This is a genomic window from Virgibacillus flavescens, assembly GCF_050574275.1.
Taxonomy (GTDB): Bacteria; Bacillota; Bacilli; order Bacillales; family Amphibacillaceae; genus Virgibacillus_F; species Virgibacillus_F flavescens.
Genome location: NZ_CP192260.1, coordinates 1,463,112 through 1,477,008, shown reverse-complemented (window position 1 = coordinate 1,477,008; position 13,897 = coordinate 1,463,112). Strand labels below are relative to the sequence as shown.

Genomic DNA, 13,897 nt, shown 5'->3' with positions numbered 1-13,897 from the left:
ATAATCCAATTGTTTGGTCCTATCTTATTTATATTTTTATAGGAAGTATCTATTCCAGGAATCGTTAGAAAACTCGACATATCGCAAAGCACTAATGTCGGAAGCCTTAGTTGCAGCTATGCAGCAGAAATTTTCTTACTGCAAAAAAACCGCTAGTTCACTTGGAACTAACGGCTTGTTTACTTACAATTTAAGTTACTTAGCTACTGACGCCCATTTGTAGTCATAAAGTGCACCGAATTTATTTTCAACTACACCTTCCATCTTAGGAGATACCAAAAGTGCACTTGCACTTTGGTAAACTGGAGCAATTGCTGCGTCTTCAAACAGAATTTTTTCCGCTTCCAAAAATGCCTCATAACGCTCAACAGGTTTTAATGCTAATTCATTTGCTGTTTTATCTAATAATTTATCGTAAGCTGGATTAGAATACCCCATCATATTGTTCCCGCCATCCGTTATAAACAGATTTAAAAACGTATATGGATCCAAGTAATCCGGGAACCAGGAAGAAAATTGCAGCTGGTAATCCATCTTGTCATCTAACGCCAATCGTTGTTCAAATGGAACCTGTTTCAATGTAACTTTTAAGCCTTCCAGGTTTGTTTCCAATTGATTTGCAATGAATTCGCCCATTTCTTTGGATGTTTCACTGTCACTTGATAAAAATTCAATCTCGACTGTATCTTTACCTAGCTCCTCTAGACCCTTTTTCCAGGACTCTTTAGCAGCTTCCGCATCGAATGTGGAAAGTTCACCACTTACCTCACGGAAATCCTCTCCTGATTCAGGCATTGTAACAAAATTCTTAGGTACAAATCCTTTTGCTACAATTGATCCGTCGTTTAGAATTTCATCTACTAGTGCTTGTTTATTAAAGGCACCACTAATTGCTTTACGAATATTTACATTAGCAAGTGCATCTGAAGTAGTCTGATTCATTTTCAGGTAGTATACGCCAGTACCGAGTGAAACCTCATAATCTTCATCAGCACTATGCACATCAACAAGTTCAGAAACTAAACTAGTTCGATCAAGCTTACCTTTTTCATACAAATCAACCCCAACTTGCGGGTCTTTCACTACATTATATGCTAATTTTTCAAGTGAAACTGTTTCTGCGTCCCAGTAATCTTCATTTTTCACCAGGCTCCATGAATCGGAAGTGCTTTGCCAATCCTTTAATTTAAATGGGCCATTTGCTAATAAAGTATCAGAACTGGTAGCATACTTGTCACCTTGTTCTTCAACAAACTTTTCATTTAATGGGTAATATGTACCAAACGTTGTTAGTGACTCAAAGTACGGAATTGGTTTCTCAAGCGTTACAACCAGCTTATAATCGCCATCTGCCTTCACTCCAAGTTGATCTACTTCCATATCACCACTGCTGACTGCTGTAGCGTTTTTCAGAACGCCGCCCATCATGTATGGACCATACTCAGAACCAGTATCAGGGTCCAATGCTCGTTGCCAAGCATACACAAAATCATGAGCCGTTACAGGTGCTCCATTTGACCAAACCGCATCCTCACGTAAGGTAAATGTCCATGTAAGTGCATCTTCACTTACTTCATGATCGGTTGCAATGCCGTCAACAATCTCAGCATTCTCACCAAGTCGGTAAAGCCCCTCATTCGTGCCACTTAATGCCTGAAATGCCAACAAGTCCGTCGCCATAGAGGAATCCATTGTTGGAATAATGTCAGAAGCAGCCAGATTGAATTGCTGCTCTACATCGCCACTACCTTCCGTTTCGTTACTTGTATCCTTGTTTTCATCACTGCTAGCATCATCCCCGCCGTTTGAGCAGGCTCCCAGTAATAAGGTAAGCAGTAAACCTACCAATAAAAATAATGAAAATTTAGAAAATTTCATGCGTGTTCTTCCCCCTTATGTTTGTAAACACCATTAACTAACGTTTAATTGAAAATATGTAATTTAAATTATAATAGTTTTCAGTAAATTATACAAGCAGTTCTTTTTACCTAAATATAGTTACTTTGCCATATTCAGCGCTTCAAATAATTATATATTTCCAAGCCTATATCAGAAATAACTTCTGGTGCCTTTTTATCATCCAACCCTCTGGATAAAACAGAAGCAATCATAGTCCGGTTACCAACATAAAATACCCCAGTATCGTGACAAATCCCTGAAATGGATCCAGTTTTATGCGCTAGTTCCCATTCATGTGGAACCCCGATAATTGGTGAATCAAGCTCTGATAGTTTTGCAGGTAAACAATTCTGAAGCTGCTGTTTTTTCAGCATATCTACCATTTGCTCACAGGCATGCATGGAAACGAGTTTACCAGTTACCATTTGTTTTAAAGCGAAAGCCATTTCTGAAGCGGTTACTTGATTCACGCCCATAAGGTTTGCTGGAACAACCATTAACTTGTTAAAAAACATACTTTTTTCCATACCCATATCTTTCATCACTTGACGGACATTTTCCTTCCCTACTAAATCAATTGCAATGTTTGTAGCAGTGTTGTCACTTTGAATAATCATTAAGGTCAGTATGTCGTAAATAGTAATGCGAACCCCAGGTGTCATAAATTGCAGTACGCCAGATCCTCCTACCTGATGCTCCTTTTTCAATTCAACCGTATCACTCAACGTAAACTTATTTTTATCAAAAGAAGTGAAAGCAGCTATTAAAATAGGCACCTTAATTACACTTGCAGCGTAGAACAACTCATCACCATTGATAGTCCAGCTTTCATGTGAATCAAGGTCTTCTAGTGCAATCCCCCATGTTCCTCCTGCTTTATTGGTAATTTCTAATATACTATTTGTTAGTTGTTTCAATTTTTAAAGCCTCCCTCAAGTAAATCAATCTTTCGATTATATTAACACAGTTTTATCATAGATTCTTAAGCATAAATAGGCCATACATTATCTTCACTAGCCCTTCTGTTAATGTTATACTTTATTACAAATAATTACATTAATTAAAAATAACGGGGTGGAAGCGCTGAATGAACTATTTATATTATTCATATCCTATTTATTAGGATGCATAAATGGAGCGTACTATTTAGGGAAAGTAGTGAAAAAACAGGACATCCGAGCACTAGGCAGTCACAATGCCGGAGCTAGAAATGCAGGCAGAATATTTGGAAGATCTGCATTCATCGTCACTGTCATAATTGATGCATCCAAGACAATTATTCCCCTTCTGTTAGGGATCTATTTTTTACATACATCTGTACTTTTTTCAGGCTGCATCGCTATCTCCATATTACTTGGGCATATCTGGCCCTTTCAACTCAAATTTCGTGGCGGGAAAGGTGTTGTTGTCTACTTGGCGGCTGCATTAGCACTTGCTCCCTTAACACTTATTGCCGTTGGATTGACAGTATTAGTGGGACTGAAAATAAAAAATAACTTTACAATAGTTGGCTTAATCGGACTGAGCACCATACCTCTCACGCTGATAATTTTGATGAAATATATACTTACTCTCGTGTTTCTGACCTTGCTTCTTATTGTTATAATAGCTCATAGAAAGGTGTACAAATATGACGATGATCACATATAAAGTTGCAGAAACAAAAGACGAATTTACACAAATTCACAAGTTGAATTACCAGACGTTCGTCGAAGAAATTCAACAGCATGAAGTAAATAATGACCAAACCTTAGTAGATCCATTTATTAATAAAAGTGTTTACATAATTGCTAAAAGAGAAGATGAAGTGGTTGGGATGATTTCCATTAATGAAAACAGACCCTTCTCGCTGGATAAAAAGATCGACAACCTGGATGATTTTTTGCCTGAAGGTACAGTGCCGTGCGAAGTTAGATTACTGTCAATAAAAGAAGCGTACCGTGGCAGCAGAATTTTTTATGGGTTATGTGAGCATCTTGTTTCCTATTGCTTGGACGCAGGTTATACGGTTGCACTGATTTCTGGAACATTGCAGCAGGCTAAACTATACCGCCATATGGGTTTTAAACCATTTGGACCACTTGTTGGAACAGAAAAAGCTCCATACCAGCCCATGTTTTTAACGAAGCAGAATTTCGAAAAAGCGTCACTGATTTTCAAGCGGTTAATGGAACGAAAAGAAAAAAAACTATATCATAATTTCCTTCCTGGACCAGTTGAAATGGTAAAAGAAGTGCAAGAAGCTTGGCAAAGACCAGCAGAATCCCATCGCGCACAATCGTTTCAAAACATAATGGATCGTGTTCGCGTACAATTATGCCGTTTAACAAAAGCTAATCATGTTGAAATAGCAGTTGGAACTGGGACCATGGCAAATGAAATGATAGCTGCACAGTTGACTTCCCATCCCGGACGCGGATTAATTCTTGCGAACGGTGAGTTCGGTGACAGATTAATCAAACAGGCAAATAGATGGCAGTTACCATACGAATCCTTTCAGAAGCCTTGGAATGAACCTTTTACAGTCGAAGAGGTCGACGCATTTTTAGCGAGTAACCCTGATATAAGGTGGCTTTGGACCGTTCATTGTGAAACATCAACAGGATATCTCTATCCGTTGGAACAACTAAAAGAGGTTTGCCGAAAATATAACGTAAACTTATGTCTGGATGCGTGCAGCAGCGTGGGGGTAATTCCTGTTGACCTATCAACCGTTTATTTAGCGAGCACAGTCAGTGGAAAAGGACTCGCATCCTACCCTGGCCTTGCGGTGATTTTCCACCAGCATACGCTTTCTCCTAATGAGAGCATCCCAGCTTACCTGGATATCGCATGCTATCAGGAGACAAACAGTGTCCCATTTACGCACTCTTCCAACGGGTTATTCGCATTGTACACGGCGCTTAGCCATCCATTACCGGCTAATCAGGAGTTGGCTGATAATATAAGTCAGGAATTAGCGTCCTCTGGCTTAACCATACTGAGTAAAAATGATTATTCACCAGGAATTATTACAATTGAGCTTCCACCATCAGTTTCTTCAATGGACTTTGGAAACCGGTTAAAATCACATGGCATTCATACTAGTTACGAAAGTGCATATTTATTAGAGAGAAACTGGTTTCAATTAGCACTGATGGGGAAACAAATAGAGTCGAATGTATGGAAAGCTGTAAACATACTTAGAGAACAGTTCGAAAAAATTCACAAAGAGAAGGTAAAAAATTAATGAATCAAATTAAGCGTTACATCTCTCAGAATCTAATCAAAACAACTATAGTGTCACTATGGCTGAAAACCGTACTCGTGACATTAATCGGGTTTAGTTTAACGGCGGGAAACGCTCTGGATATTCTGCTGCTTTTAATCGGTCCTGTTGGAACACTCATGCTGCTTATTGGCTTAAGCTTCTTTTTCAGCAAGCGTGTACGTCCATATGCTGTTCTCGTCATTTATATATTGGTAACAATCCTTTTGTACTCAAACCTACTGTATTATCGTTTTTATATCGATTTTGTAACGGTCTCGGTACTGATGCAGTTGAGTAATGTTGGTGGACTTGGTGCTAGCACAGCTGAACTTCTCTCACCATGGGATATCCTGATCTTTATCGATATTTTTGTGATCGGCTGGGTGGTTATTACTAAACGTAAAAAACGCGAAGCCATTCATATGCCAGCTAAAAAGAAGTTTGCGTTAACAGGGGTTGTTCTAATCGCTGTTACAATTGGGTTAGGACTCATCCAGAACCCACATTTGCTCAGTACAGCCTACGACAGGCAACAGCTGGTTAAATCGTTTGGTCTTTACAATTACCAAATTATTAACGCCATTTATGGGGTAAAGGCCCCTGTCGAAAAAGCCTTCTCTGATGAAAAAGATGCGAAAGAACTCGTCGATGCGTACATTAATAATAATGATACGAAGCAATCTGAATTATTCGGGCTAGCAGAAGGAAAAAATGTGGTGCTTATCAGCATGGAATCAACACAGAACTTTGTCATCAATAAGCGTATTAATGGTGAAGAAATAACACCGTTCTTAAATGATTTAATCGATGATAGTTTTTATTTCTCCAATATATATGATCAGGCAGCACAAGGAAAAACGTCCGATGCAGAATTTATCATCGGTAACGGACTGTACCCCCTTCCAAGTGGTTCGGTCTATGTACGACGACCGGAAAATACGTTTATTTCCCTCCCTAAAATTTTAAAGAAAAATGGGGACTACACATCCGTTACATTTCACGGAAACGACCGGGAATTTTGGAATCGTGAGCAAATGTATAAATCATTAGGCTATGACCAATATTTTTCAAAGCGAGATTATAATGTCACGGAAGAAAACTCGATTAATTATGGAATTAAAGATACACCTTTTTTCGAGCAGTCTATGGATGAACTGGCAAATCTATCTGAACCCTATTTTGCCAAATTCATTACATTATCCAATCATTTTCCATTTTTAATAGATAATGAAGATCAATTTATTGCACCCGCTGATACTGAAGTGGACGTTGTTAACCGATATGTAACTACTGTTCGGTATATGGATGAGTCACTAAAGAAGTTTTTCCAGATGCTAAAAGAACAGAACATGTATGAAGACACAATCTTCGTGCTGTATGGCGATCACTACGGTATTTCAAAAAAATACGAAGAAGGTGTCCATGACTTGTTAAATCAGGAGGCCACTGCCTTAAACCATCTGGAATTGCAGCAGATTCCGTTAATTATTCATGTGCCTGGACATGATGGTGGAAAGGTAATTGAAGCGACTGGAGGTCAAATCGATATTCGAACCACCTTGCTTCATTTACTGGGCATTTCCACTGAAAACACGATGACTTTCGGTACCGACTTACTTGTAAAAAATCATAACGATCCTGTCATTATTCGAGATGGAAGTGTAATTACAAACAAGTATGCATATATCAACAACCTCTGTTACAGCAGGGAATCCAAAAAAGTTATTGCACGAAAAAAATGTCTCCAATATGAAAAAATTGCCCGAAAGCAACTCGAACTATCAGATGAAATTATCTACGGAGACCTATTACGTTTTAGAGACTAAGCAAGTAACATAGCACTATTTTCAGCATACTAAATCACGCGTGATTTAGTATGCTGCCTTTTTATTTGGGTACCGAAACATGAGTGAAATGTAAATTGTGGAGATTTTGCCTACTATCAGGGGGTGTAGTAATGGAAAAAAATTGTGCTAAATGCGGGTCAGTAATGACTGAAGCTAAAATAGACAGTCATCCATTTAGAGTTTACAGAGCAGACGTAAAACCAACCGCAAAAACGATGAGTAACATAAGTCCTTGTTACGTGTGTTCAAATTGTGGTTTTCTTGAATTGCATGTAGAAGAACCAGAGAAATTCAAGTAGAGCGGATGATATAAAAGTGTACTTACTTTTATACTTGTAACCCGTGCAATAACTTTAATAATAAAGACATGTTCTAAAGCTGCCGTCCAGGATCGCTGCGGGCGGATGCGCACCTTAGGGCACGGCTTCAGTCTCCTTGCCCCGACAAGGGGTATGCAAACGTTGTCCGCAAAGGACGGGTTTAGTTTGCCTTCCTCATTTAAACTGCGGGGCCTTCAGACTCGTGCTGTTCCCGCAGGAGTCACCGCCCTCCTCTCACCTGGACTGGTAAAGCTATTCACCTAATAATTATTTGTTAATTCTTTCAAATAATGCCTTCTTAAATAGACATAGCTATCGAGTGTGCACTTAAAAATCTGTGATTTCCATATTTTTACTAGAGATTGGAGCAGATGGCCACTGGAGAAGTGGTAGATTTTAAAAAAATTGACTTTAGCACCTAAACACAGCATCTTCGAATTCACGAGACTCCTGCGGGAACAGCGCGAGCTGAAGATCCCGCAGGAAAGCGGTTTTTGCTTATCCGAGGAAGCTGAAGCCGTGCCCGCGGAAAGCGAAGTGAATTCGATGATGCGATCGCAGATCCACATAATTCGTATTCCATGAACCTTTTTCAGTGGCCATAACGCGCAGCACGAGGAGGCTCACCAGACGCCCTAAGGTGCGCGACTGCCATCTGCAGAAATCTCGTTGCTGATACATCGCAGTTTATTTCAGGTAAGGTAAGTTACTTCGCAGTATAGTGAAAATGCGATAGTATATCTACAAGTTTTGTACACAGTTATCTTTTCAGTAACTACGACAGCAGTCCAAGTAATCGCTTGCGCGCAGGTTATTTCATCGAAACATGCCCTTCGCTTTCCTTAACAATCCTCGTTGCCTCTGCAAAATCCGCTTCCGCAACATCAGCATAAAGCACCTGAGGATCATGGTTATCCTTCATTTTATCAGTAAACATATCCTTAATAATATCCATCAAGCCGCTTCGTTCCATCTCAGGAATTCGTTCTACAAATACATTCTCCACTTTTAACGTTTCAAGTTTTGCCTTCGCAGTCTCCGCATTACTTTCCGTTCTGTAGTACGCTTCGAGTTTCTTCATAAAGTTCATCCTTTCATCATAATCTTCCTACCACTACTATTCCCCACTCATCTTTTTTAAAAACCATACACTTACCAAAAATGGATCATAGTCTGTACATATACCTGTACAACAATATAAAAAATAATCGAATAGCGCAGATTAAACTGAATACCATTTTTAAACAAACTCAGCCCATTCGATGCACTCAATACAATAACAGGCATAATTAATGGAGAAAGCAGAATTGATATTACGCTCCCGGAAGTTATCGCCAGCACGATTAGTTCTGGTGGATACGGAAGTGAAATCGATTCAAGCAGCCCGGCAACCAGCACCATTACAGTTAATGGACCAAGCCCAAGGAAACCGAGAATGATCACGATGAACGGCAGCAAATAAAGGAAATTAATAAACGGGAAAATTTCCTGTATATAGCGTATCCCGTTGATTACAACATCGCCGAATCCAGTTTGATTCAGCGCATAAATCACAACACCAGCTGAGAGTAATACACACAGCTGATATGCTTGATTAGCCATCCCTTTCGTATAATGATCGCGTCCTTCAAGCATTAAGTTTTTCATTCTTTTTTTAATAAGATAATAAATACACGTCCATATTACAACGACAATCGGGATTGTTAGCATAAGTTTAGTTGCATAAATAGCGTGCAGCAAAAAGATCGTTCCAAACAACGAAACAAACAGAATTGCAAACTCTATTACTTTCTTTTTTACTTCTTTTTTGTTGGTATGATCGCTTAGCACCGAGCTGATTTCCTCTTGCAGTGCAGCAGTTAAATTAATTCCATATTTCTTTTCCTGAAAATAAGAAAAAATAACCGCTATCACTGTTCCTAACACAGCTATTCCAAAACCCTGGAGAACTGCGACCCACAGGGATGCCCCCATCGTTTCCACCGCAAATATAAAACTCGGAATACTGATAACCCAAAGCGTTGATAGTGCAAACGCACGGAGCAGCGCAGTACCTTTAAAGTTTTCCCACGCTTCGCCACGTTGATTTTTTAAAATGGTGGTAATAAATTGATACATCATTGGAATCGATCCAAATAGTAAGAAATAGGAAATCACTTGGGTAAACGAAACAATTCCAAAATAGAATTTACGACTGGAATCTATTCCTTTATGGGTGAATGCCAAAACTTTTTCAATATAAGGTTCTTCTCTCAGCACCCATCCTATCATTGGGACAATAACCAGCAAACCAATGATACTGCGCATTTGCAGGAACCCTTTATATAAGCCGGTAAAAATCGAACCCTCTGCTAAGATCAAAACAGTTACACCTGAAAGAAACAGAAAAAATGGTAATTTAAATTGCTTTATCGTCAACATTAGTCCTGTGAAAATCACTGTTAGCAGTCCACTTACCGATAGCACATAAAGTAAATAGTCGACTTCATAAAAATACGTGATAAAGTGCAGCAGCGTATAGAAGGTTATGGATAATCTTAGGCCTATCATGGTAAAACGCTTCATTCACATGATCTCCTCGTTGTTAAATTAAATTTCCGATTATGCAAGCTCCCTTTGAATCTCACTTAAATCTTCAGTGGTTCCACTAATCAGCAGTCGATCCCCGTATTCCAAATTGGTATTACCATGCGGAATGACCACCTTACCGTGTCGATAGATGTGTAAAATCAGGGATTCCCCTAAAAAGGAAAGATTCGTAATCGGCTGCTGGTTATACGTAGAACTATTTACTACTATTTCTTTAATGGTTTTATTATGATTCGTAATTAGACGAACTAGACCAGGGTTATCGATGAGTGCTTTTAAAAGTGTTCTCGTTGAGTACAATGTCGAGTACACGGTAAACCCTTCATCGGTTAACTGATCCTGCAGCGATCTATTTTCAATTCGCATAATCACTGTTTCTATTCCGTACTCTTTTGCATGACGCCCAAGTTCCATATTGGTTGCATCATCACGTGTCGCAATTACAATCTTATCTACATTAAAAGCATTATGCTCCTCTAACTGTTCAATCGTTAATTCATGTACAAATATGTGAGGAAATAACGTTTTTTCGTTATCTTTCTTTTCCTGGGTACTGTAAAGGCGTACTACTGCTTTTTCCTCCATCTTATCTCTTGCCACCAATGACGTTGCAGGAGTGGCGCCGATAATAGAAATCTCCATTTGCTTTGAAGCAGTTTTCGTTTCAGGGAATATTTTTGAGAAAGTAATTGGTGAAATTAAGCATGTTAAAATGGATACTAAAATAATGGCACCATTAAGCACCTCATTAATAACGCCAAGTTCTAAGGCTATCGATGAAGCCGCCACAACGAGACTCAATTTCGAAGTGGTCAGAATCCCTACTCCAAGGACTTCTTTCCAGGAATACCACTTTTTCAGTACAAGTACTGGAACTATTTTAGCGATATACATAAAGAGGAGCAGAATCGGCATCAATAATAAAATTTTACTGTCTACAAATAATGCCCAAATATCTAACCTAGCACCAACCATTACGAAAAATATGGGAATGAAAAATCCAAACCCGAAAGAATCCAGCTGGTGGATAAATTCTTTTCGCGGGGCAAGTAAAGAAATAATCACGCCTGCCAGAAACGCGCCAAGAATATTTTCCGCACCTATTGTTTCTGAAAGTGAAACAAATAATAGGATTAATGCAAATACTCCTCTCGTTCCAAGCTGTATTGTGCCTTTAAGAAGATTTTCGAACAACTCAAATTTAAAGTATTTTTTAATAAGTCGGTAAGCCAGAAAGACAGCCATAAACAGAACTAATAACAGTAATACCTTTAACCCTTCCTGATCAATGAACATGGCGTATACCGTTAAAAGAATCATCGTTGTAAAATCTGCAATTACAGTTACGAGCAGAATAATTTGTCCAATAACTCCATCTGTTAGGTTCTTCTCTCTTATAACTGGCACCACAATACCTAGTGATATAGTGGAAATAATCAGCGTCATCAGGAATGGATCTTTAATCAGATCCATCATTACCAAAACATAGGATAAGGCAAATGATACACTGATAATTAACGAAAAGATTACCATCGAAACCTTCACAGGGTTTGGTGCGTTTTCGACCTTCCTTTTATTCTTTTTAAATACGCCGAAGTCAATTTCCAGCCCACTGATAAACATTAGAAAAATAAAGCCCAGCAGCGAGAGTAACTCAAGCATCGGATCTTCTAAAATGATATTAAAACCGCTTTTTCCTATAATTAATCCAGCAATAATTTCGGCAATAACCACTGGAATAAACCGTAAATTAAATTTCTGTAAAATAATTGGGATAAAGAATGCAATCCCCACAACAATCATGAGGGATGTTACTGAATGATGCTCCATAAAACACCTACTTTACGTTATTATATTAAAAATAGAGTACCGAAGATTAGCCTGTATTACAATCAAATTGTTTGCCTGATTGGATAGAATGATCGAAAAACCTTGTCACAACCTTTCGCAGAAGAAAATAGGCGGAATATACCTACAATTGTTTTATTTGGTGAGGTGTCGAATGAGCATGAAGAATCAAAAAAACTTGGTTACCGACAAGTCATTTTGTAACTATTGAAAAAGTAAACTAAAGAATTTAATTCTGTGAATCTACGATCGCTTCTTCGAACATAGATTCACTTATTTTGTACTACTTTTACCTTCAGCCACAAAACCACAGTACTGTGTCTCGTCGCCTTGCTATTTTCAAAAGATAAACAAGCTGTACAAAAAAATCCAGCTGGTTTCCTAAACCAGCTGGATTTTTTCACATTACTTATTTATACTTTTACACCTTTCGGCCAGTGTAAATCATGTTCTTCAACACTCGTAATCTCGTTATTTTCATCGACAAATACCACTCTCGGCTTTAAGTCCTCAATTTCCTCATCTGTCATCATTCCAAGACTCAAAATGATAACCATATCCCCAGGTGAGAATAAATGAGCCGGCGGACCGTTTAAACAAATTCGATTAGAACCTTCCGGAGCAGGTATTGCATACGTTTTCCATCTGGTAGCATCCTTCAGATTGGTGATCTGCACCATCTCGTATGGTTTAATATTCGCTTCTTCCATTAACTTATAATCAATCGTTATACTTCCAACATAATCAAGTTCCGCTTCTGTCACTGTAGCTCTATGAATCTTCCCTTTACACATTAAGCGTTGCATGAATAATGCCTCCCTTTATCTGCTTTCATTTCAAGCAAGTATAAAGGAACCAGGGGGAATCTTCAATTATTTTAGACAATTTCGATACTTTTTTCTACAAACTTTTATATTTTTTGGTATAAGCAAAACTCGGCATCCGACGTGCTATCAGGTGTGAGGTTAAAAAATCGGTGACATCCATCATTCATCTAGAGAATGGAGCGGATGGCAGTCGACTCCTGCGGGAAGACAGACAAGGTGACTGAAAAGCAGTAGATTTATAAAATTTAATTTCTCACCATTAACTTAGCATCTTCGAATATACGAAGACTCCTACGGGAACAGCGCGAGCTGAAGGCCCCGCAGGAAAGCGAACTTTGCTTATCCGAGGAGACTGAAGCCGTGCCCGTGGAAAGCGAAGTATATTCGAAGATGCGACTGTAGATGCACATATTTGTACCACATTTAACCCTTTTTCAGTGGCCAAGAGGACAGGCATAGGTGAGACCCCGGAGTGTGACAGCACGAGGAGCCTCACCAGCCGCCCTAAGGTGCGCGACTGCCATCTGCGGAAATCTCGTTGCTGTCATATCGCCGTATTCCCAAAGTGGTAAGTTATTTCGCAGTTCCCATCAAATACGAAGTGTCAAGAAATATATTACGAATCTACAAGAACTTAAATTTTCAATGGGCGAAAGTTACGTAAAGAAAAACACAGGCCAACAGCACAGGCCCGTGTTCGTGCTTTTTAATAATTTGAAACTGTTTCAACTTCTATAATTTTATCTGCAACCGCGTCGGTGAAATCTGTTGCTGTCTTTGGAACGTATGACTTGAGGACCGAGTTAATTAGCGGTCCTGATAAACCTTTTGCGTTTATCGTCAGACTGCCGGTCATGTTCGTATTCGTTTCACTTAACTTTTCCGCTTCAAAATATCCGTCACCTTTGAAGTTTTCATTCAAACCCGTCAGCTTAAAACGCACGGTAGTTGGTTCGTTCCATTCTGTAATATCTATTTTCAGTTTAACTGTTTTTTTTACAATTCCTAAATCACCTTTAAATTTCCATGTTGATTGTTTTTCATTGAGAATTTTATGCTCAACATATCCTGGCACGAGTGGTGCCCAATTGTTCATGTCACTAACAAAATTCCAAACATTTTCAATAGGAATATCAATATTCCGTTGATGTTTTCCGCTTGGCATTATAACGAACCTCCTTGGAAGTAAGCTTCAAGCTAATTTTAGCACATTTTTTAGTATATGCTCAAATTTGCGATTTAGAAGCCATAACTCACGAATTGGTAAAGATATTTCCTCCTGCACGCTCTGTTTTATGTTATCATTAAAGTAACGAT

Annotated in this window: 11 protein-coding genes; 4 read left to right on the top strand and 7 right to left on the bottom strand. The window is 38.8% G+C overall.

What is annotated here, in order from left to right; all coding sequences use genetic code 11:
- Nucleotides 1-195: 195 nt before the first annotated feature.
- Together VBD025_RS07020 and VBD025_RS07015 are read right to left on the bottom strand one after the other, a co-directional pair.
- Nucleotides 196-1,878, bottom strand: coding sequence for a peptide ABC transporter substrate-binding protein (locus VBD025_RS07020; protein ID WP_430790648.1), 1,683 nt, complete (start codon nucleotides 1,876-1,878; stop codon nucleotides 196-198).
- Between the two features lie 134 nt (nucleotides 1,879-2,012).
- Nucleotides 2,013-2,816 carry a serine hydrolase gene (locus VBD025_RS07015; RefSeq protein ID WP_430790646.1) on the bottom strand — a complete coding sequence of 268 codons (804 nt, stop codon included), beginning with the start codon at nucleotides 2,814-2,816 and terminating at the stop codon, nucleotides 2,013-2,015.
- A gap of 157 nt (nucleotides 2,817-2,973) precedes the next feature.
- On the opposite strand from VBD025_RS07015, the gene VBD025_RS07010 reads away from it, so the two are divergent.
- The 4 genes from VBD025_RS07010 (at nucleotide 2,974) to VBD025_RS06995 (ending at nucleotide 7,295) form a co-directional block, all read left to right on the top strand.
- Nucleotides 2,974-3,549, top strand: coding sequence for a glycerol-3-phosphate acyltransferase (locus VBD025_RS07010; RefSeq protein WP_430790644.1), 576 nt, complete (start codon nucleotides 2,974-2,976; stop codon nucleotides 3,547-3,549).
- Nucleotides 3,530-5,128, top strand: a complete 1,599-nt coding sequence (locus tag VBD025_RS07005; RefSeq protein ID WP_430790642.1) for an aminotransferase class V-fold PLP-dependent enzyme — start codon at nucleotides 3,530-3,532, stop codon at nucleotides 5,126-5,128. The genes VBD025_RS07010 and VBD025_RS07005 overlap by 20 nt, the downstream gene beginning before the upstream one ends.
- The gene (locus VBD025_RS07000; RefSeq protein ID WP_430790640.1) at nucleotides 5,128-6,975 is read left to right on the top strand and encodes an LTA synthase family protein; all 1,848 of its coding nucleotides are present in this window, start codon (nucleotides 5,128-5,130) and stop codon (nucleotides 6,973-6,975) included. The genes VBD025_RS07005 and VBD025_RS07000 overlap by 1 nt, the downstream gene beginning before the upstream one ends.
- Before the next feature lie 131 nt (nucleotides 6,976-7,106).
- Entirely contained in the window at nucleotides 7,107-7,295 is a 189-nt protein-coding gene (locus VBD025_RS06995) for a hypothetical protein (protein ID WP_430790638.1), read from the top strand.
- A gap of 832 nt (nucleotides 7,296-8,127) precedes the next feature.
- On the opposite strand, the gene VBD025_RS06990 is transcribed toward VBD025_RS06995, so the two are convergent.
- The 5 genes from VBD025_RS06990 to VBD025_RS06970 form a co-directional block, all read right to left on the bottom strand.
- Nucleotides 8,128-8,397: a hypothetical protein gene (locus VBD025_RS06990; RefSeq protein WP_430790636.1), complete on the bottom strand. Its 270-nt coding sequence runs from the start codon at nucleotides 8,395-8,397 to the stop codon at nucleotides 8,128-8,130.
- A gap of 71 nt (nucleotides 8,398-8,468) precedes the next feature.
- Nucleotides 8,469-9,881 (bottom strand): hypothetical protein, encoded by a 1,413-nt coding sequence (locus VBD025_RS06985; RefSeq protein ID WP_430790634.1) that lies wholly within the window; start codon nucleotides 9,879-9,881, stop codon nucleotides 8,469-8,471.
- Between the two features lie 36 nt (nucleotides 9,882-9,917).
- Nucleotides 9,918-11,735, bottom strand: a complete 1,818-nt coding sequence (locus VBD025_RS06980; protein ID WP_430790632.1) for a cation:proton antiporter — start codon at nucleotides 11,733-11,735, stop codon at nucleotides 9,918-9,920.
- A gap of 431 nt (nucleotides 11,736-12,166) precedes the next feature.
- Complete coding sequence (panD, locus tag VBD025_RS06975; protein ID WP_430790630.1) at nucleotides 12,167-12,559, bottom strand: aspartate 1-decarboxylase; 393 nt, start codon at nucleotides 12,557-12,559, stop codon at nucleotides 12,167-12,169.
- A gap of 727 nt (nucleotides 12,560-13,286) precedes the next feature.
- Nucleotides 13,287-13,745: a CoxG family protein gene (locus VBD025_RS06970; RefSeq protein WP_430790628.1), complete on the bottom strand. Its 459-nt coding sequence runs from the start codon at nucleotides 13,743-13,745 to the stop codon at nucleotides 13,287-13,289.
- Nucleotides 13,746-13,897: the final 152 nt, after the last annotated feature.

Bases quoted from the DNA above. Each gene is read 5' to 3' on its own strand.
- VBD025_RS07020 (WP_430790648.1), bottom strand. From the start codon at position 1,878: ATGAAATTTTCTAAATTTTCATTATTTTTATTGGTAGGTTTACTGCTT.
- VBD025_RS07005 (WP_430790642.1), top strand. From the start codon at position 3,530: ATGACGATGATCACATATAAAGTTGCAGAAACAAAAGACGAATTTACA.
- VBD025_RS07000 (WP_430790640.1), top strand. From the start codon at position 5,128: ATGAATCAAATTAAGCGTTACATCTCTCAGAATCTAATCAAAACAACT.
- VBD025_RS06995 (WP_430790638.1), top strand. From the start codon at position 7,107: ATGGAAAAAAATTGTGCTAAATGCGGGTCAGTAATGACTGAAGCTAAA.
- VBD025_RS06990 (WP_430790636.1), bottom strand. From the start codon at position 8,397: ATGAAGAAACTCGAAGCGTACTACAGAACGGAAAGTAATGCGGAGACT.
- VBD025_RS06985 (WP_430790634.1), bottom strand. From the start codon at position 9,881: ATGAAGCGTTTTACCATGATAGGCCTAAGATTATCCATAACCTTCTAT.
- VBD025_RS06980 (WP_430790632.1), bottom strand. From the start codon at position 11,735: ATGGAGCATCATTCAGTAACATCCCTCATGATTGTTGTGGGGATTGCA.
- panD (WP_430790630.1), bottom strand. From the start codon at position 12,559: ATGCAACGCTTAATGTGTAAAGGGAAGATTCATAGAGCTACAGTGACA.
- VBD025_RS06970 (WP_430790628.1), bottom strand. From the start codon at position 13,745: ATGCCAAGCGGAAAACATCAACGGAATATTGATATTCCTATTGAAAAT.